At 69.3% G+C, this 17,791-nt stretch carries 17 protein-coding genes; 12 read left to right on the forward strand and 5 right to left on the reverse strand.

What is annotated here, in order from left to right; all coding sequences use genetic code 11:
- Window positions 1-108 precede the first annotated feature (108 nt).
- From larC to ABZ796_RS01535, 3 genes are read right to left on the reverse strand one after another with little or no spacing between them, the layout of a single operon-like run.
- Window positions 109-1,302, reverse strand: a complete 1,194-nt coding sequence (larC, locus tag ABZ796_RS01525; RefSeq protein WP_357334017.1) for a nickel pincer cofactor biosynthesis protein LarC — start codon at window positions 1,300-1,302, stop codon at window positions 109-111.
- Window positions 1,299-1,976 (reverse strand): nickel pincer cofactor biosynthesis protein LarB, encoded by a 678-nt coding sequence (gene larB / locus ABZ796_RS01530; protein WP_357334019.1) that lies wholly within the window; start codon window positions 1,974-1,976, stop codon window positions 1,299-1,301. Before larB ends, larC begins: the two co-directional genes overlap by 4 nt.
- A 4-nt stretch (window positions 1,977-1,980) precedes the next feature.
- Entirely contained in the window at window positions 1,981-2,820 is an 840-nt protein-coding gene (locus ABZ796_RS01535; RefSeq protein ID WP_357334021.1) for a prephenate dehydratase, read from the reverse strand.
- Between the two features lie 24 nt (window positions 2,821-2,844).
- Here ABZ796_RS01535 and ABZ796_RS01540 point away from each other — a divergent pair, with 24 nt between their 5' ends.
- A complete protein-coding gene (locus tag ABZ796_RS01540) occupies window positions 2,845-3,255 on the forward strand; it encodes a DUF4446 family protein (RefSeq protein ID WP_357334023.1) in 411 nt (136 codons plus the stop codon).
- Between the two features lie 397 nt (window positions 3,256-3,652).
- Here the strand turns inward: ABZ796_RS01540 and ABZ796_RS01545 are convergent, their stop codons facing one another.
- Window positions 3,653-5,224, reverse strand: a complete 1,572-nt coding sequence (locus ABZ796_RS01545) for a YegS/Rv2252/BmrU family lipid kinase (RefSeq protein WP_357334024.1) — start codon at window positions 5,222-5,224, stop codon at window positions 3,653-3,655.
- A gap of 1 nt (window position 5,225) precedes the next feature.
- Between ABZ796_RS01545 and ABZ796_RS01550 the strand changes: the two genes are divergently transcribed.
- From ABZ796_RS01550 to ABZ796_RS01580, 7 genes are all read left to right on the forward strand, one after another.
- The gene (locus ABZ796_RS01550) at window positions 5,226-7,946 is read left to right on the forward strand and encodes a hypothetical protein (protein WP_357334027.1); all 2,721 of its coding nucleotides are present in this window, start codon (window positions 5,226-5,228) and stop codon (window positions 7,944-7,946) included.
- Window positions 7,947-8,058: 112 nt separating this feature from the next.
- Window positions 8,059-8,733, forward strand: a complete 675-nt coding sequence (locus tag ABZ796_RS01555; protein WP_357334028.1) for a peptidoglycan-binding domain-containing protein — start codon at window positions 8,059-8,061, stop codon at window positions 8,731-8,733.
- 52 nt (window positions 8,734-8,785) lie between these two features.
- Entirely contained in the window at window positions 8,786-10,072 is a 1,287-nt protein-coding gene (serS, locus tag ABZ796_RS01560; protein ID WP_357334030.1) for a serine--tRNA ligase, read from the forward strand.
- Window positions 10,069-10,926, forward strand: coding sequence for an HAD family hydrolase (locus ABZ796_RS01565; RefSeq protein ID WP_357334032.1), 858 nt, complete (start codon window positions 10,069-10,071; stop codon window positions 10,924-10,926). The genes serS and ABZ796_RS01565 overlap by 4 nt, the downstream gene beginning before the upstream one ends.
- A 28-nt stretch (window positions 10,927-10,954) precedes the next feature.
- Window positions 10,955-11,467 (forward strand): GNAT family N-acetyltransferase, encoded by a 513-nt coding sequence (locus tag ABZ796_RS01570; protein WP_357334034.1) that lies wholly within the window; start codon window positions 10,955-10,957, stop codon window positions 11,465-11,467.
- Window positions 11,464-12,264 carry an HAD family hydrolase gene (locus ABZ796_RS01575; RefSeq protein WP_357334036.1) on the forward strand — a complete coding sequence of 267 codons (801 nt, stop codon included), beginning with the start codon at window positions 11,464-11,466 and terminating at the stop codon, window positions 12,262-12,264. The genes ABZ796_RS01570 and ABZ796_RS01575 overlap by 4 nt, the downstream gene beginning before the upstream one ends.
- Window positions 12,261-12,875, forward strand: a complete 615-nt coding sequence (locus ABZ796_RS01580; protein ID WP_357334037.1) for a hypothetical protein — start codon at window positions 12,261-12,263, stop codon at window positions 12,873-12,875. The genes ABZ796_RS01575 and ABZ796_RS01580 overlap by 4 nt, the downstream gene beginning before the upstream one ends.
- Before the next feature lie 58 nt (window positions 12,876-12,933).
- On the opposite strand, the gene ABZ796_RS01585 is transcribed toward ABZ796_RS01580, so the two are convergent.
- The gene (locus ABZ796_RS01585; RefSeq protein WP_357334039.1) at window positions 12,934-13,824 is read right to left on the reverse strand and encodes a sterol desaturase family protein; all 891 of its coding nucleotides are present in this window, start codon (window positions 13,822-13,824) and stop codon (window positions 12,934-12,936) included.
- 71 nt (window positions 13,825-13,895) lie between these two features.
- Between ABZ796_RS01585 and ABZ796_RS01590 the strand changes: the two genes are divergently transcribed.
- The 4 genes from ABZ796_RS01590 (at window position 13,896) to ABZ796_RS01605 (ending at window position 17,767) form a co-directional block, all read left to right on the forward strand.
- Window positions 13,896-14,570 (forward strand): TetR/AcrR family transcriptional regulator, encoded by a 675-nt coding sequence (locus ABZ796_RS01590; RefSeq protein ID WP_357334041.1) that lies wholly within the window; start codon window positions 13,896-13,898, stop codon window positions 14,568-14,570.
- Between the two features lie 10 nt (window positions 14,571-14,580).
- Window positions 14,581-15,849, forward strand: coding sequence for an alpha-hydroxy-acid oxidizing protein (locus ABZ796_RS01595; RefSeq protein WP_357334043.1), 1,269 nt, complete (start codon window positions 14,581-14,583; stop codon window positions 15,847-15,849).
- 74 nt (window positions 15,850-15,923) lie between these two features.
- Window positions 15,924-16,862, forward strand: a complete 939-nt coding sequence (locus ABZ796_RS01600; protein ID WP_357334045.1) for a carbohydrate kinase family protein — start codon at window positions 15,924-15,926, stop codon at window positions 16,860-16,862.
- Window positions 16,859-17,767, forward strand: coding sequence for a pseudouridine-5'-phosphate glycosidase (locus tag ABZ796_RS01605; protein ID WP_357334047.1), 909 nt, complete (start codon window positions 16,859-16,861; stop codon window positions 17,765-17,767). Before ABZ796_RS01600 ends, ABZ796_RS01605 begins: the two co-directional genes overlap by 4 nt.
- The last annotated feature ends 24 nt before the right edge of the window (window positions 17,768-17,791 follow it).

Here is a 17,791-nt window from a genome sequence, read left to right on the forward strand (position 1 = left end):
CCTTGTGGCCCCCCGGCGGCCCGCGGTGGGTGGTGGGTTCTCCACCCCCCCACGGCCCGGTCGCGCTCGATGGGGCTGTGTTGGTCTCGACACGGATTCGTTCGTACCTCACGAATCCGGCTCGACCAGCGGGCGGGTGAGGGCCGTGGCTTTCGCTTCGGTGAGTACGTCGATGGCGGGGCGGTCGAGGGCGGCGGCCGCGCGGGCGACGTCGTCCCACTCGGGCTGCAGGTTGACGACCTCGCCGTCGAGGCGGGCTGCCTTGACGGCGATCGGATGGCCGCCGACCGCGACCGTCAGCATCTCGCGGGGCAGGGCGTGCTTGAGGACCTCGTGCTCGCGTACGCCGATCGTCGAGGTCTCCCGGAAGAACACCCGCCGGACCGCGTCGGCGGCATCGGGACGGGTGAGAGCGTGGAGCGTGTGGGCCGGGCGGCCCTTCTTCATCAGGATCGGCGTGACCCAGGCGTCGCGCGCGCCGGCCGCCAGCAGCGCGTCGAGAGCCCCCGGGATCAGCCGCGGGTCGAGGTCGTCGATGTTCGCCTCGATGACGAGCTCAGCTGCGCCGGGCGTCGCAGCGGACTCACCGACCAGCAGCCGGATCGTGTTCGACCAGCCCTCGGGATCCCTACCGCCGGCCCCGACCCCGACCGCGCGGGTCATCATCGGCGGCTGGTCGCCCCACGAGGTGGCGAGGGTGGTGAGCAGGGCGGCCCCGGTCGGGGTACACATCTCCATCGGCGGATGTCCCGGAGGCCCCGCGAAGGAAGGTACGCCGGTCAGCAGCCGCGCCACGGCCGGCGGCGGCACCGGGAGGGTGCCGTGAGCGGCCCGGACAGAGCCTGACCCGACCGCGACGGGAGAGACCACGACCTCGTCGGCGCCGAGGTGCACGAAGCCGGCGCAGACCCCGACGACGTCGGCGATCGCGTCCAGTGCCCCGACCTCGTGGAAGTGGACTTCCTCGGGAGAGATCCCGTGGACGGTCCCCTCGGCGACGGCAAGGCGCTCGAAGACCCGCAGTGCCAGGTCGCGCACGCCGTCGTCCAGCGCGGCGCCGGTGAGCAGCGCGCGGACGTCGGTCCAGGTGCGGTTATGGACCGAGTCGGCGATCTCCACATGGCACCGGGTCGCGGCGAGGGCGCCCCGGGTCACCTGCTCAGCAGCGAGATCCACCGGCTCGGGGGCGACCGCAGCCACCGCGGAGGCGATCACTGAGATCGGGACGCCGACGCCGACGAGCGCCCCGAGCAGCATGTCCCCGGACGCTCCGGCCGACGCATCGACCCAGACGACACTCATCGAGCCCGCCGCGCGATCCGGGCGGCGGCGACCCCGGCACCGTAGCCGTTGTCGATGTTGACGACGGTCACGCCGGGAGCACACGAGTTGAGCATCGCCAGCAGCGCGGCGAGCCCGCCGAAGGACGCGCCGTAGCCGACGGAGGTCGGCACCCCGATCATCGGCACCCCCACCAGACCGCCGACGACCGAGGGCAACGCGCCCTCCATCCCGGCGACGACGATGAGGCAGTCGGCGGCATCGAGCTGCTCGCGTACGGCCAGAAGGCGGTGGATCCCGGCGACACCGACATCGGTGATCCGCTCGACCCCGGCACCGTGGACCCGACATGCCAGCGCCGCCTCGGCCGCGACCGGCCCGTCGGAGGTCCCGGCGGCGACGACGCACACCCGACCGTGCGGGGTCGGCAGCGGTCCGAGCGTGATCGCGCGGGCCTCGGCATCGTGGACGGCGCTCGGCAGCTCGGCCGCGACCCGGGCGGCCGCCTCGGCGGAGACCCGGGTGGCCAGGACCGCGCGCGAGGGATGCGCCTCGTGCAGTCGGCGGAGGATCGCGACGACCTGCTCGGGGGTCTTGCCGTCGGCGTACACGACCTCGGGGTCACCCGTGCGGCGCTCCCGGTCGAGGTCGACGCGGGCGAACCCGAGGTCGGCGGTCGGCTCGTCGTCCGGCATTCGCTCAGAGCCGGGCCGGGTCGGCGGGGTAGACCCCCAGCAGCTTCACGTCGGTGGTGAAGAAGGCCAGCTCCTCCAGGGCCCGCTTCAGCCCCGGCTGGTCCGGGTGACCGTCGACCTCGGCGAGGAACTGGGTGGCGGTGAACTTACCATCCACCATGTAGGACTCCAGCTTGGTCATGTTGACGCCGTTGGTCGCGAAACCGCCGAGCGCCTTGTAGAGGGCCGCCGGGAGGTTGCGTACGTTGAAGATGAACGAGGTCACCACCGGCCCCTGATCGGCGGGCGCCTGGATGAAGTCGGGTGAGAGCACGACGAAGCGGGTGGTGTTGTGGTCGGCGTCCTCGATGTCGGTGGCGAGGACGTCCAGCCCGTAGATCGAGGCGGCCAGCGGCGGGGAGATCGCGGCCATCGTCGGGTCGCCGGCCTCGACCACCTCGCGCGCGGCACCGGCGGTGTCGCCGGAGACGACCGGCGTGAACCCGTGCTCCCGGATGATGTTGCGGCACTGGCCCAGCGCGTGGACGTGGGAGTGGACCGTACGGATGTCGTCGAGATGGGCGCCCGGAAGGCCGAGCAGGTGGAACCGGATCCGCAGGTAGTGCTCGGCGATGATGTGCAGGTTGGACTCGGGCAGGAAGTGGTGGATGTCGGCCACCCGTCCGGCCAGGGAGTTGTCGATCGGGATCATCGCCAGCGACGCCTCACCCGCCTCGACGGCCGCAAAGACGTCCTCGAACGAGGCGCACGGCACCGACTCCAGCTCGGGGTAGTGCCGTTGGCAGACCATGTGTGAGTTGGACCCTGGTTCGCCCTGATAGGCGATGCGATGTGGCTCGGACACATCGACAGTCTAGATTCGCCCGTTGTGCTCGCTCTTGCCATTCTCAGTCTGCTGACAGCAATCGCCGCTCTGGTCCTCGCCGGAGCGGCCTGGCAGAAGACGAAGGACGTACGCCGCCCCGACCCTGCCGCCGTCGAGTCGCTGCCGACCGACGTCGCCGGTCTGCGCGCCGAGGTCGCGGCCCTGCGCGCCGAGTCGGCGATGGATCTGCGCCACCTCGCGGTGGTGCGCTTCGACGCCTTCGGAGACGCCGGCGGCCATCTGAGCTGGTGCCTCGCGCTGCTCGACGACAACGGCGACGGGGTCGTGCTCACCTCGATCCACGGCCGCACCGAGGCGAGGTCGTACGCGAAGAGCATCAGCGGCTGGAAGTCGTCCCAGCTGATGTCGCCCGAGGAGACCGAGGCCGTCCAGCAGGCGAAGCCCAAGGGCTGAGCGGGGCGAAAAACGACGCCGGCACGCTCGGGCGTGGCGGGGGAACCGTTCCGAGCGTGCCGGTTTCAACCCGGGCTGCGGGTGGGACGGCCCGGGAGTCGACCACTGGTCGCGGGGGATTTCCGACCAGTGTGTGGGTCATGCCACGTCATCCGCCGGAGTCAGGCTTGAGCCCAGCCGAAGACGCCGACTCGGCTGACGCCGAGTCGTGTCAGACACCTTATGAACATTTACTCGTCAACAAGACATCTGAATCGGCGAGTCGTCCTGGATCGACACGAGAATCGATGCCAAACGCGCTGAAAGGACGCGGAAACCGGGACTTTGGGCTCTGATTACCGGGACGTTCGGCCCCACCGCGTGTCGCGGGATTCGGGACCGAATCGGGACAGGGCCGTCAGCGTGGCACGCGGACGAGCAGACGCCCGGGAAGGCACTGCATCCGCAGCTCCCGGCCCTCGGAGATCGTGTCTCCGTCGAGCTGACGCGGCTGATCGTGGTTGGTCCGGATCACGACGCTGGCGCCGGTCATCCGGTTGATCAGATTGTCGGTGCGCGGCCGCTTGCTCAGCACCCGGACCGCGAGCGGGAGCCAGGACCAGAACCGCTGCGGATAGAGCAGCACCACGTCGATGAGGCCGTCGTCGAGCGCGGCCGCCGGCAGCAGCGGCATGTTGGCCTGGAGGTAGCCGACGTTGCCGACCACGACCGTGCGCGCCCGGTGCCGGGTGAACTCGCCGTCGTCGACGGAGATCTCCAGCCGCATCGCCGGGAACATCAGGCTCTTGAAGGCGGAGAGGACGTACGCCATCCAGCCGATCCGCTTCTTGATGTCCTCGTTGACGCCGCTCATGATCGCGGCGTCGAAGCCCATCCCGGCCATCACCAGGAAGTTGGTGTCCTCGAGGTTGTCGCCCGAGACCTCGACCAGGTCGATGGCCTGGTCCTGCCCGGTGAGCGCGACGTCGATCGCGGCGCGGATGTAGAGCGGGATCGACAGGTTGCGGGCGAGCAGGTTGCCGGTGCCGCCGGGGACGATCCCCACCGCGATGCCGGTGCCGGCGAGGGCGGAGCAGACCTCGCGTACGGTGCCGTCGCCGCCGCAGACGAGGACCAGGTCGGCGCCCTCCGCCTGAGCGGCTTGCGCCATCCCCTTGCCGGGGTCGTCGACCGTGGTCAGGTGCCAGGTCGGCGTCTTCCAGCCGGACTCCTTGGCCATCGTGGTGACCATCGTCTTGAATTGCTCGACCGACTCGACCTTGATCGGGTTGAGGACGACCGCGATCCTCCGGTTGCCGCGCACCGAGTCGACCAACGGCCGTCGCCCCAGTGCGTGCGAGGTCGGCAGCGGCGTGTAGATCGCCATGCCGAGGAACACGGCCCCGGCGGCGAAGAGGACCCCGCCGAGCACGTCGGAGGGGTAGTGCCGGCCGAGGAAGACCCGGTCGGCGACGACGAGCACGACCAGCAGGATGAGGCCGGTGTAGGCCAGTCGACGGATGCCGCGGCGGCGTACGAACATCGTCACGACCACCGCGATCACACCCGCCAGCACCGCGATCCCGGTCGCATGACCGGACGGGTACGACGGTGACTCGTGCAGCCACGACGTCAGCTGCCACGCGGGCCGGTCCCGGTCGACGAGCAGCACCACCCCGCGGCGTACCACCAGGGTGATCACCACGACGCCGAGCACGTAGAGCGCGGCGCGGGGATACTTCCGGAACAGTCCCGCGGCGACGAGGAGGGCGACACCGACGGGGAGATACCAGTCCGTGCCCACCTCGACGATGTGCCAGAAGTCGAGCATCCAGCCGTGCTCCGCCGTCAGCGCTGTCGCGTCCCGGCCTAGCTCGTCGATCGTCGAGACCGGCGGCCACCCGCTGATCCCCGCGATCCCGATCAGGGCGCACAGAGCGAACAGCGAGGCCGCCCAGAGCAGCAGGGCACGGCGCGAGAGATCAAGCACGATGAGTCAGTATGCGCGAAACGTGATCCACACAGTGAATGAACGGGCCGTCCAAAACCGCGCGCGGGGCATGACGGAAAGCGCTATCGTTCCCTCTCCGCGCATGATTCGGGTCGGCGCCGGCATCCCTCGGTCCCTCGTCGTTGTGAGGTCTCTCATGCGCTCGCGCGTCTCCTCGTACGCCCTCCTCGGGCTCTTGTCCGTCCCTGCCGTCGCCCTCGGCGTCGGTGGCCTCCTCGCCGGCTCCGCCGCCGCGGCCGATGGTGAGTGTGGTGGCAAGCGCGTCACCGTCGACCTCGCGGTCGAGGGCCAGGTCACGACCGAGGGCGACGACGTGATCTGGGTGCCGGACGATCACTCGGTCGATGCGCTCGGCGGTAACGACATCATCTGCGTCGCGGGGTCGGGCACTGCCACGATTGCGGCGGGCGGAGGCGATGATGTCGTGTACCCCGTCTTTGGGAACCGGGTCGAGGCGGGAGACGGGAACGACACGATCGTCGGTGAGAGTGGCTCCATCGACGCGGGACCGGGGAATGACGTCATCCGCTCCACGAGGCAGCAGTTCGCTGCCAATGGCGGCGCGGGCGACGACGTTCACTACGTGGAGTCTGGTGCGGGCTGGTTCGAGGGCGGCGACGGCAACGACGCCTTCTGGGGCGGCGACGGTGATGACATCGCGCGCGGCGGCGCTGGGAATGACGTAGTCCATGCCGGCGCCGGTGACGACACTGTTCACAATGAAGCCGGTGACGACCAGATCTACCTGGGAGACGGCGACGACCTTGCATCCTCGAGCAGCAACGGGCTCGGCGCGGACGTCATTCAGGGCGGGAACGGGGCTGACGTCATCCATGTAAGGGCGATTGGTGCGGGCGGTGACGTCATCGACGCCGGTTCGGCTGACGACGCAATCGACACCCTCAGCCTCTCCGGCTCCAGGATGGGCATCAACCTCGACATGGCGTCAGGTGGCACCGATTGGGACGCCACCTTCGCGGGGTTCGAAGCGGTGGAGGCGACGGACTTCGCCGACGTGATCACCGGCACGAGCGGCGACAACACCTTCGATGTCGGCAACGGCGCCAACCGTGTCGTCGCTGGTGGCGGCAACGACACGATCGACGGTGGGCGCGACGTCGACCAGGTTGATGCGGGCGCGGGTGATGACAGAGTCCGGGGTTGGGGCGGAAACGACGAGCTCCTCGGCGGCGCAGGTGCCGACACGATCGAAGCTGGTGCGGACAATGACGCTGTCAGCGGTGGCGACGGCAACGACATCCTGAGTGATGGCGGCGGTGATGACGTGCTTCGTGGCGATGAAGGCGATGACACGATCACCCCGAACCCGTATGGCGGAGACGACTCCGACGCGTTCTACGGCGATGCCGGCAACGACAACATCACGGGCGGGCGGTTCGGCCACGACACCATTGACGGCGGTGATGGCACCGACACCTTGACTGCTGTCGAAGCGGGCGCCGTCATCAGGGGCGGGTTGGGTGACGACACCATTCACCTCGGTGACTCGGAGACCTGGGCTCAGAGTGCGTACGGCCAAGATGGCAACGACACGATTCGAGTCGGACCGTTTGGCGCCGACGTTTCCGGCGGCAACGACAACGACGTCATCTATGGTGGCGTGGGTTCGCTCAGCGCAGAGGGTGGAGCCGGCGACGACAAGATCTACGGTGCCGCGGAAAGCAACCGCATCAACGGCGGTTCCGGCAGCGACCACATCGAGGGTGGCGCTGGGCGTGACTACCTGACCGGCGGCGCGGGCACGGACTCGATCCTCGGCAAGGCAGGCGTGGACGAGATCTACGGCGACGAGGACTACTACAGCCCCACCGTCGGATCCGCCGACAGCATCGATGGCGGGGACGGGAACGACACGATCAAGGCCGGCCCTGGCAACGACACCGTGAGCGCCGGGGAGGGCGCGGACACCGTCGCCGGTGAGGCCGGCAACGACCGAGTCCTCGGCGGAGGCGGAAACGACCGGCTGAAGGGCGACGCAGGCAACGACGTGGTCGAGGGTGGCAGCGGCAACGACACCTTGGAGGGCGGAAGCAACACCGACTCCCTGCGCGGCGACAGCGGCGACGATCTGCTGGCGGGCAACGCCGGCGACGACTCGCTGAACGGCGGCACCGGCGTCGACACGGCCTCGTACTTCACTGCCGACAATCCCGTCACCGCGACCATGTCCCGCGCGACCGGGGGTGGCGGCAGCGACACCCTCACGGGGATGGAGAACCTGACGGGCAGCCCGTACGCCGATCGTCTCGTCGGAGACGGGGGCGCCAACGTACTTCTCGGTGGAGGCGGCAGCGACACGATCTTCCCCGGCCTCGGCAACGACCGCGCGGAGGGTGGCTCGGGCACCGACACCGTCGCGTACTCGAACGTACGCAACGGGGTGAAGGTCGCGCTCAACACCACCGCAACCCAGTCGACCGGCGCGGGAGCGGATCGCCTGCTGACCTTCGAGCGGCTGACCGGCACGAACTACGCAGACGTCCTGCGGGGCAACGGCGGGGCCAACAAGCTGGTCGGACTCGGTGGTGCGGACCGGATCGAGGGCGGTTCGGGCAACGACTCCCTCTACGGGCACTCCGGCAACGACCGGCTCGTCGGCGGCTACGGACGCGACTACGGCGACGGTGGCACCGGCAGCGACAGCAGCTCGTCCGTCGAGCGGCGCGTCCGCATCCCGTAGCCGCACGGGTACGGGAGAGGTACGGGTTCCGGCGGCATCACTGCTCCGGGAGACTGCCCCTTTCGAGTTCTGAGCAGATGAATCGAGAGGGACCCCTACAGTGAAGACAGCGATGCGGTTGCGCATTGGTGGCATGGTCGCGGCAGTGGCCGTGGCGACGGGCGGCCTGGTGGCCGTGGACGCGGGCACGGCGCCTGCGGAGGCGGCGGTCAGCTGCACGATCAGCAGCCCGAAGACCGTACGTCCCGGCAACACCGGCAGCTGCGTGAAGCTGCTGCAGAAGGTGCTCGGTGGGCTCAAGCCGGACGGTTCGTTCGGGTCGTCGACCACCGCCCGGGTGAAGAACTACCAGCGCGCGAAGGGGCTCTCGGCCGACGGCATCGTCGGATCGCGTACCTGGTCGAAGATCAAGGCGGGCATGCCGGCCGCCGGCACGCTCATCACCTCGGGGAGCAACGCCAACTGGTACGCCTGCCTCATCGTCCGCGGCGGGTCGTCGATCCGCTACACGGTGACCAACAAGCGCAGCACGTCGTGGAAGCAGGCCTACCTCTACGCCACCAGCGCCAGCGGACTGGTCCGGGGCACGATCGCCAGCAAGAAGTCCCGCTCGACCGCGTCGAACCCCTCGGGCTTCCCGAAGACCTACAACACGACGGCCACGTACGTCACCTATACGAAGGCCAACTTCTTCACCAACGACAGCTACGGCTACAACTTCACCGACGTGAAGGTCTACCGCTCCTGGCTGCGCCCGTGCGGCAAGACCCGCCCGGTCTACTGGTGACCGGCCGATTACTGAAGTGAGATCTGGTGGCCCGGTCGACTAGCCTTGCCGCATGATCGACCCGCGCATCCTCCGCGAAGACCCCGACCGCGTACGTGCCTCGCAGGAGCGCCGTGGCGCGTCCTCCGACGTGGTGGACCGGGCGCTGTCCGCGGACAGCGCCCGGCGCGCGGCGATCGCTGACTTCGAGGCCAAGCGGGCCGAGCAGAAACAGATGGGCAAGAAGGTCGCCCAGGCCAAGGGCGAGGAGAAGCAGCAGCTGCTCGCCGAGGTGAAGGACCTCGCGGCCGCGGTCAAGGCGGCCGAGGCGGCGCAGGGCGTTGCCGAGGAGGAGTGGAAGAAGGCTCTCAAGGCCATCCCCAACCTCGCCGACGACGCCCCGGCCGGCGGCGAGGACGACTTCGTGCTGATCGAGAAGGTCGGCAAGCCGCGTGACTTCGAGGCCGAGGGCTTCGAGCCGCGTGACCACGTCGAGCTCGGCAAACTGCTCGGCGCGATCGACCTCGAGCGCGGCGCGAAGGTCTCGGGCAGCCGCTTCTACTTCCTGACCGGGGTCGGCGCGGAACTCGAGTTCGCGCTGATCAACCTCGCGATGGAGCAGGCCCGTGAGGCCGGCTTCACCCAGGTCATCGCGCCCGCGCTGGTGCGCCCGGAGGCGATGGAGGGCACCGGCTTCCTCGACCAGGTCGACGACGGCGTCTACAAGATCGAGGACGACGACCTCTACCTCGTCGGCACCTCGGAGGTGCCGATGGCGGCCTACCACTCCGACGAGATCCTCGACCCCGACACGCTGCCGCGCCGCTACGCCGCCTTCTCGTCCTGCTTCCGCAAGGAGGCCGGCTCGGCGGGCAAGGACACCAAGGGCATCATCCGGGTCCACCAGTTCGAGAAGGTGGAGATGTTCGTCTACACCACCGTCGAGGAGTCGTACGCCGAGCACCAGCGTCTCCTCGAGTGGGAGAAGTCGTTCCTGGACAAGCTCGAGCTCGCCTACCAGGTCATCGACGTCGCCGCGGGCGACCTCGGTCCTTCGGCGCTCAGAAAGTTCGACTGCGAGGCGTGGATTCCCACCCAGGGGAAGTACCGCGAGCTCACCTCGGCCTCCAACTGCACCACCTTCCAAGCGCGCAGGCTCAACATCCGCGCGCGGACCGCTGCGCCGGATTCTGGGGCAGGCACCACGCCGGTCGCCACCCTCAACGGCACGCTGACCGCGATCACCCGCGCCATCGTCGCCGTCCTGGAGACCCACCAGCAGGCCGACGGCTCGGTGCGGGTGCCGAAGGCGCTGCAGAAATGGCTCGGCCGCGAGGTGCTGGAGCCGATCCAGAAGTGAGCACGACCGACAGCACCACCGCACGTCCCGGTGAGGGCGCCTGGCAGCCGAGGCTCGTCGCGCTCGACATCGACGGCACCCTGCTGCGCTGGGTCGACGGCACCGGGACCACCTCCGAGGCGCTCTCGGACAAGGTGCGCGACGCGGTTCGCCGGGCCTATGACATGGGTGCCCAGGTGGTCCTCTCGTCAGGTCGTTCGATCCACGCGATGACCGGCATCGCCGACCTCATCGGCATCCCCGACGCCGGTGCCGACCGGCTGTGGATCGTCGCCGCCAACGGCGCGGTCGTCTCGCGCTACCCACCGGCCGAGGTCGTGCACGAGGAGACCTTCGACGCGCGGGCTGCCGTCCAGGCGATCCTCGAGCGCCGGCCGAACGTGCTCGTCGCGGTCGAGAACCGCGGCGTCGGTTACCGGATGAACCGTCCCTTCCCGGAGGGCGAGCTGGGCGGTGACCGGACCATCACCCCCGTCGAGGAGATGGTGGCCGAGCCGGTCTCCCGGGTCATCATCCGCGACCCCGACGCGACCCCGGAGGACTTCCTCGCGCTCGGTCGTGAGCTCGGACTGCACGGCATCGACTACGTGGTCGGCTACACCGCCTGGCTCGACCTCACCCCGGTCGGCGTCTCCAAGGCGTCCGGCCTCTCCTACGTCTGCGACCAGCTCGACCTCGAGCCCGGCGACGTACTGGCCATCGGTGACGGCCGCAACGACGTCGAGATGCTCGAGTGGGCCGGCCGCGGTGTCGCCATGGGCAACGCCCCCGACGAGGTCCAGGCGATCGCTGACGCCGTGACCGCCCACGTCGCCGACGACGGCGCGGCGCTGGAACTCTCCCGCTGGTTCTGAGAGTGCTGTTCTGAGAGTCTTGGCGCTCGTGACTCTTCCCACCACCATCATCACCGAGCGGCTGACACTGCCGTTGTGGTCCCGCGCCGACGTCGACGCGATCCGTGATCCCGACGGCGGGATCGGGCGGCCGCAGAGCTGGCACCCACAGTTCCCGCGCGAGGACGACCGCGACGCGGCGACGATGTGGGTCCAGGGCGACCGGTGGAGCTCCCGCTACATCATGCGCAACGGCACCGTGCTCGGCTCGATCGGCTTCTTCGGGCCGCCCGACACCGCCCCTGACGGCACCCCGGAGACCGAGGTCGGCTACGGCCTGATCGAAGAGGCACGCGGGTGGGGATTCGCGACCGAGGCGCTCAAGGGTCTGCTGGTGTGCGCGGACGAAGAGGGCGTACGCATCCGGGCCTCTGTCGAGCCGACCAACTCGGCCAGCCTCCGAGTGCTCGCCAAGTGCGGGTTCACCCAGCTGCGTGGCGCCGACGAGGACGGGCATCTGGTGATGGCCAGGCCGGTGCCCGGTGGCAGAATGGAAGAATGAGGACGCCGAAGCTCGTCGCCACCGACCTCGACGGCACCCTGGTCAGAGCGGACGGTTCGGTCTCGGACTTCACCCGCGGCGTGCTCGTCAGGCTCGAGGAGCTCGGCGTGCCGGTCATCTTCGTGACCGGGCGGCCGCTGCGCTGGACCCGCGAGCTCTTCGAGCACATCGGCAGCGTCGGGCTGGCGATCGTCTCCAACGGGGCCCTGGTCTGGGACGTCGCCGCCGATCAGCCCCGTCTGACCCGGCTGATCGAGCCCACCTTGACCGCCGAGGTGGCGGCGGCGCTGAAGTCGAGGCTTCCCGGCCTGACCTTCGCGACGGAGTCGCTCGAAGGATGGTCCTGCGAGCCGGCGTTCACGGCGCACGTGTCGGACGCCAGGCGCCCGGCCAGGCGCAGCGCGCCGATCGAGGAGCTCGCCGACGAGCCGCTGATCAAGCTGCTCGCCCGTCGCCATGCCGACGATGACGCCGACGAGCTGCTCGCGGCCGCGGAGGCCGTCGTCGGTGATCGGGTCAACGTCACCCACTCGTCGTTCCCGCTGCTCGAGATCAGCGCTCCAGGGGTCACCAAGGCCTCCACGCTGGAGCTGGTCTGCACCGAGCTCGGCATCTCCGCCGCGGATGTGATCGCCTTCGGCGACATGCCCAACGACCTGCCGATGCTGACCTGGGCCGGCACCTCCTACGCCATGGCAGACGCCCACCCGAGCGTGGTCGCGTGCGCGTCGCACCTGGCGCCCGGGCATCAAGATGACGGTGTCGCGCGGGTCCTGGCTGGAGTCTTCGGCCTGTGACTGGTTTGATCTTCGCCATGCGCCGCGTCCCCCAGTTCCTCGCTGCCCTCGCTCTCGCGGTGGCAGCGGTGGTCATGACGAGCCCAGCCCCCGCCTCGGCGGCACCTGTCACGGCTCCCGCGAAGTGCCCCGCGTTCAAGCTCGCCGACGCGGTCAAGGAGCCGTTGGTCTTCCACGCACGGGTGACCGGCCCCGGAAAGGCCACCAAGAATGGTGGTCCGGTGGTCTACCCGGTGACTGTCGTCAAGGCGCTCAAGGGTGTCACCGGCGGCAGCAACCTCGAGGTCGCGCTCAACCCCGGTGTGTGCCAGAAGAAGTCGCTGACGGCCAACGAGGACTACTACTTCTTCGCGCAGAAGAAGGGCGACACGATCCTCGCTGCCGGCAGCGCGCCGCGCGTCGAGGAGTACACCGACAAGCTCCAGGCCGAGATCGCCAAGGAGTTCCCCGAGGTGATCGCGCCCGAGCCTCAGCAGGTGAGCTTCAGCGAGCCCTCGTCGCCCGAGGGTCAGAAGCTCGTCGAGGTCGCCGCCCCGGGCGTCGTACTCGTCGTCGTCGGCCTCCTCGGTCTGATCATCGTGATGATTCTGGGGCGACGCCGCTCGGCCTGACGGGCTGGATGTTCGTCTAGGTATGCAGCCGAACCCTCACATCCCTAGCGGATCTCCGCTAGGGATGTGACGACTGGCCTGCATACCTAGACGAACCGTCGCCCTCCGGCGCCCACCCCGGCGGCCGGAAGACGTAGCTCAGCCTGAGCCGCCAGCCGTCGGCGCTGCGTACGTCGTTCCAGAGCTCACGGAAGGCGCCGTACTCCAGCCGGAGAAGGTTGTAGGTGTCGACCTTGTAGGTCAGGCCGTACGTCGGGCGCTGGCGTTCCTGCTGGAACGTGCCGAAGAGGCGGTCCCAGACGATCAGGATGCCGGCGTAGTTCTTGTCCAGGTATTCCGGGTCGGAGCCGTGGTGGACGCGGTGGTGCGACGGCGTGTTGAGCACGAGCTCCAGCGGCCGCCAGAGCTTGCCGATCGTCTCGGTGTGCACGAAGAACTGGTAGATCAGGTTGATCGAGAAGGCGATGTAGATCGCCGCCGGGGAGATGCCGAGGAACGGCAGCGGCAGGAAGAAGAAGAACTCGAACCACGGGTTCCACTTCTGCCGCAGCGCGGTCGCGAACGTCATGTACTCGCTCGAGTGGTGCGCCTGATGGGCCGCCCAGCCGACTCTCGTGCGGTGCACGAAGCGATGGTTCCAGTAGTAGGCGAGGTCGACGACCACGACCGAGATGGCCAGGCCCCACCACGTCTCCGGGATCTGCCACAGCGAGGCGTAGGCGAAGATCGCCGCGTAGACCGCGAAGGTCAGCACCTTGAACACGGTCATCGACACGATCGACCCGAGGCCCATCAGGACCGAGGTGCGCGCGTCCTTGAAGACGTAGCCGGTCAGGTTGTCGTCGTGGTCGAGCCACTTCAGCGCCGCGAGCTCGATGAGGATCGAGATCACGAAGAACGGGATCGCGTACGTCAAAGGGTTCTTCAACGGGTCGAGCATGTCGTTCATGGGGACCTCCCGGGGATATGACCTTTGAGTAAGTTACCTCAAGGTCATATGCCGCCGCTAGACTCTTGGGCATGTCACGGGTCAACGCTGGAACCAAGGGCGTCCCACGCGCCGACCGCGAGCTGCAGATCCTGCGTGCCGCCTGCGAGGTCTTCGGCACCATGGGGTTCGCCAAGGCGTCGGTCGCCGGGATCGCCGCCGACGCCGGCATCTCGAAACCGCTGGTCTACCAGTACTTCGGCTCCAAGGAGGGCCTCTTCCTGGCCAGCTTCAACTACGGCGCCGAGACGCTCGCCGCCGAGATGGAGCGGGTCGCCGCCGACGACTCGGTCGGCCTCGAACGCGGTCTGCGCACGCTCGACGGTCTCTTCCGGACCCTCGAGCCCCAGCCGTGGTTGTGGCGGCTCCTCTTCGACCCCTCAGCGCCCGACGACGGCGAGGTGGCCGCCGCCCGCGCCGTCTACACCGACCGGATAACCCGTCTCGCCGTCGAGGGCGTCGGCGAGCTGATGAGGCTCGTCGGTGATGACGACCCCCTCGACGCCTCCGCGCTGACCGCGGTCTGGATGAACGCGGTCGATGCGCTGATCACCTGGTGGCTCGACCACCCGGGAGTCACCCCGGCCGAGATGACGGAGCGGTGTCACCGGCTGATCACCGCGATCTCCGGCGCCGCGCTGCCGCCGCAGCTTGCGGCTCACCTCGGCGCAGAACTCCCCGTCGTATCTCCAGGCCGGACCCAGTAACCTACGCCGCGTGAGCATCGGCAGAGACCTGCAGTCCGCGATCTTCCGCAAGGGCCTGTTCGGCCACCGTCCGGTGGTGCCGACCGAGCCCTCGGCGCTCGCCGAGGCGGCCCGTCGCGCGATGAGCAAGGAGGCCTGGGCGTACGTCGACGGCGGCGCCGGCCAGCAGCGCACCGTCGTCGCCAACACCGCCGCCTTCGACCACTTCCGGCTGGTGCCGCGCATGCTGACCAACGTGGAAACCCGCGACCTGCGCACCACGCTGTACGGCGTGGACATGCCGGCGCCGCTGATGCTCGGCCCGGTCGGCGTCCTCGAGCTCGCCCACCCCCGCGCCGAGCACGAGGTCGCCGCCGCGGCCCGCGCGACCGGCATCCCGATGGTGATCTCGACTCAGGCCTCCGTCCCGATGGAGGAGGTCGCCGAGGACCTGGGCGACACCCCGCGGCTCTACCAGCTCTACTGGTCGAAGGACGAGTCGATCGTCGAGTCCTTCGTACGCCGCGCCGAGGCCATCGGCTCCGACGCACTGGTCGTCACGCTCGACACGCACATGCTCGGGTGGCGTACGCGTGATCTCGATCTGGGCTACCTGCCGTTCGCGCGGGGTCTGGGGATCGCGCAGTACACCTCCGACCCGGCCTTCCGTGCCCTCGTCGAGGAGCGCCTCTCCGGTGGCAGCGGGACGAGCGTGCGACCCGGACTCCGGGAGATCCCCTCGGCCCTCGCCGCGGTCGCCTCGATGGCACAGCACCACCCCGGCAAGCTCGTCGACAACCTCCGCTCCGGCCACGCCCGCGCCGCGGTCGAGACCTTCCTCGACGTCTTCTCCCGCTCCGACCTGATCTGGGACGACCTCGACCGGCTGCGGGAGATGACGGATCTGCCGATCGTGCTGAAGGGGCTCCAGGCGCCCGAGGACGCCCGGCGCGCGCTCGATCACGGCGTCGACGGGATCATCGTCTCCAACCACGGCGGCCGTCAGGTCGACGGCGCCATCGCCTCCATCGACGCCCTGCCGAGCATCGTCGACGAGGTCGACGGCCGCATCCCGGTCCTGTTCGACTCCGGCATCCGCTCCGGCGCCGACATCCTCAAGGCCCTCGCCCTCGGCGCCGACGCGGTCCTCCTCGGCCGCCCCTACGTCTACGGCCTCGCCCTCGCCGGGGCCGCCGGCGTCCAGGCCGTCCTGGAACACATGATCGCCGAGCTCGACCTCTCCCTCGGCCTCGTCGGCTGCCGCTCGGTCGAAGAGATCGGCCGCGAGCTCCTCGGCTGAAAGCCGGGCGGTACGCACCAAGTTCATACTTTATGAGGGGGCGCTATCTGTGAACCCCACTTACGATGCAGGTGATGAACCCGCAATCTCCGCCAGACATCGTCGTGATCGGCGGCTCCAACATGGATCTCCACGCTCGGGCGCACGAGCAGGTGGTGATGGGTTCGAGCATGTCCGGGTCCGCCGGCCTCTCGCCCGGCGGCGTCGGCCGCAACGTCGCGGAGAACCTCGCCCGGCTGGGTGACTCGGTAGCGCTGGTGTCGGTCGTCGGAGACGACCCGATCGGCGACGAGGTGATCAGCTACACCGAGGACGTCGGCGTCGACTGCACCTACGTCCGACGCCGAGCAGACGTACGCACCGGCACCTACAACGCCGTGCTCGACTCCTCCGGTGAGCTGGTGGTCGCGGTGGCCGACATGGCCGCGACCGACGAGTTCTCCCCGCTGGTCGTGGAGGCGGCCCGCGACCTGATCAAGAACGCTCTCGGTGTGCTCGTCGAGGGCAACATCCCGGTCCGCACGGCCGACGTGGCGATCGATCTCGCCCGCGAGTTCGACGTGCCCGTCGGGTTCGACCCGGTCTCGGTGCCGAAGGCGAGGCGGGCCCGTGACCTGATCCGGGCCGATCGCGAGCTCTATCTCGTCACGCCCAACCGGGCTGAGCTGGCCGCGCTGACCGACCTGCCCGCCGGCACCGACGCGGAGATCGAGAAGGCCGTGCATTCGCTGCACGACCGTGGTGTCGGCGTCGTCTGGGTGCGTCTGGGCTCCCGTGGCTCGGTGATCAGCTACGACGACGTCTACGAGGATCTTCCCGCCGTACCGACCGAGGTCGTCGACGTGACCGGCGCGGGCGACGCGATGCTGGCGGCGTTCACCCACGAGCTGCTCCGCGACGTCGACCTGGTCGAGGCGGCGCGCTTCGGCCACGCCGCGGCCGCGCTGACCTGCGGCACCCACGACACGGTGCGGATGGACCTCAGCGAGAGCCTCGTCCGGGAGCTCGCGTGAAGGTGAGGCTCACCGAGGAGGTCGCCACGGCGCTTGCCGAGGGCCGTCCGGTGGTCGCGCTGGAGTCGACGATCATCAGCCACGGCATGCCCTATCCCGACAACGTCAAGATGGCCACCGAGGTCGAGCAGATCGTGCGCGACAACGGCGCCGTCCCGGCCACGATCGCGCTGCTCGACGGCATCCCTCGCGCCGGCCTCGACCACGACGACCTCGAGCTCCTCGCCTCCGACCCCGAGGTGACCAAGGTCAGCGTCCGCGACCTCCCCTACGTCGTCGCCCGCGGCCGCCACGGCGCCACCACGGTCGCGGCCACCATGCGCCTGGCGGCGATGGTCGGGATCAGGACGTTCGTGACCGGAGGGTTGGGTGGCGTACACCGCGGGGCAGCGACGTCCTTCGACATCTCCGCCGACCTGACCGAGCTCGCGCGGACCCAGGTCGCGGTGGTGAGCGCCGGGGTGAAGTCGATCCTCGACATCGGCCTGACCCTGGAGACCCTGGAGACCTACGGGGTCCCGGTCCTGGTCAACGGGAGCGACGAGTTCCCGGCGTTCTACTCCCGCAGCTCCGGGTTCGCGGCGCCGCTGCGCATCGACGGCGCCGACGAGGCCGCCGCGGTCATGAAGGCCAACTGGGACCTCGGTCTCCCCAGCGGCCTGGTGATCGCCAACCCCGTCCCGGCCGCCGACGAGATCCCTGCCGAGGTGATCGGGAAGCACATCGACCAGGCTCTCGCCGACGCCGACGCCCGCGGCATCCACGGCAAGGACATCACGCCGTTCCTGCTGGCCAGGATCGTCGAGCTGACCGGTGGAGACTCGCTGGCGACCAACATCGCTCTGGTACGCGACAACGCAGCCTTCGGGGCGCAAATGGCCGCATCCCATGCTGCAAGCGTCTAACTCCTCACCACTCGTTCACCCCGG

This window comes from Nocardioides sp. NPDC047086, assembly GCF_040643685.1.
GTDB lineage: Bacteria > Actinomycetota > Actinomycetes > Propionibacteriales > Nocardioidaceae > Nocardioides.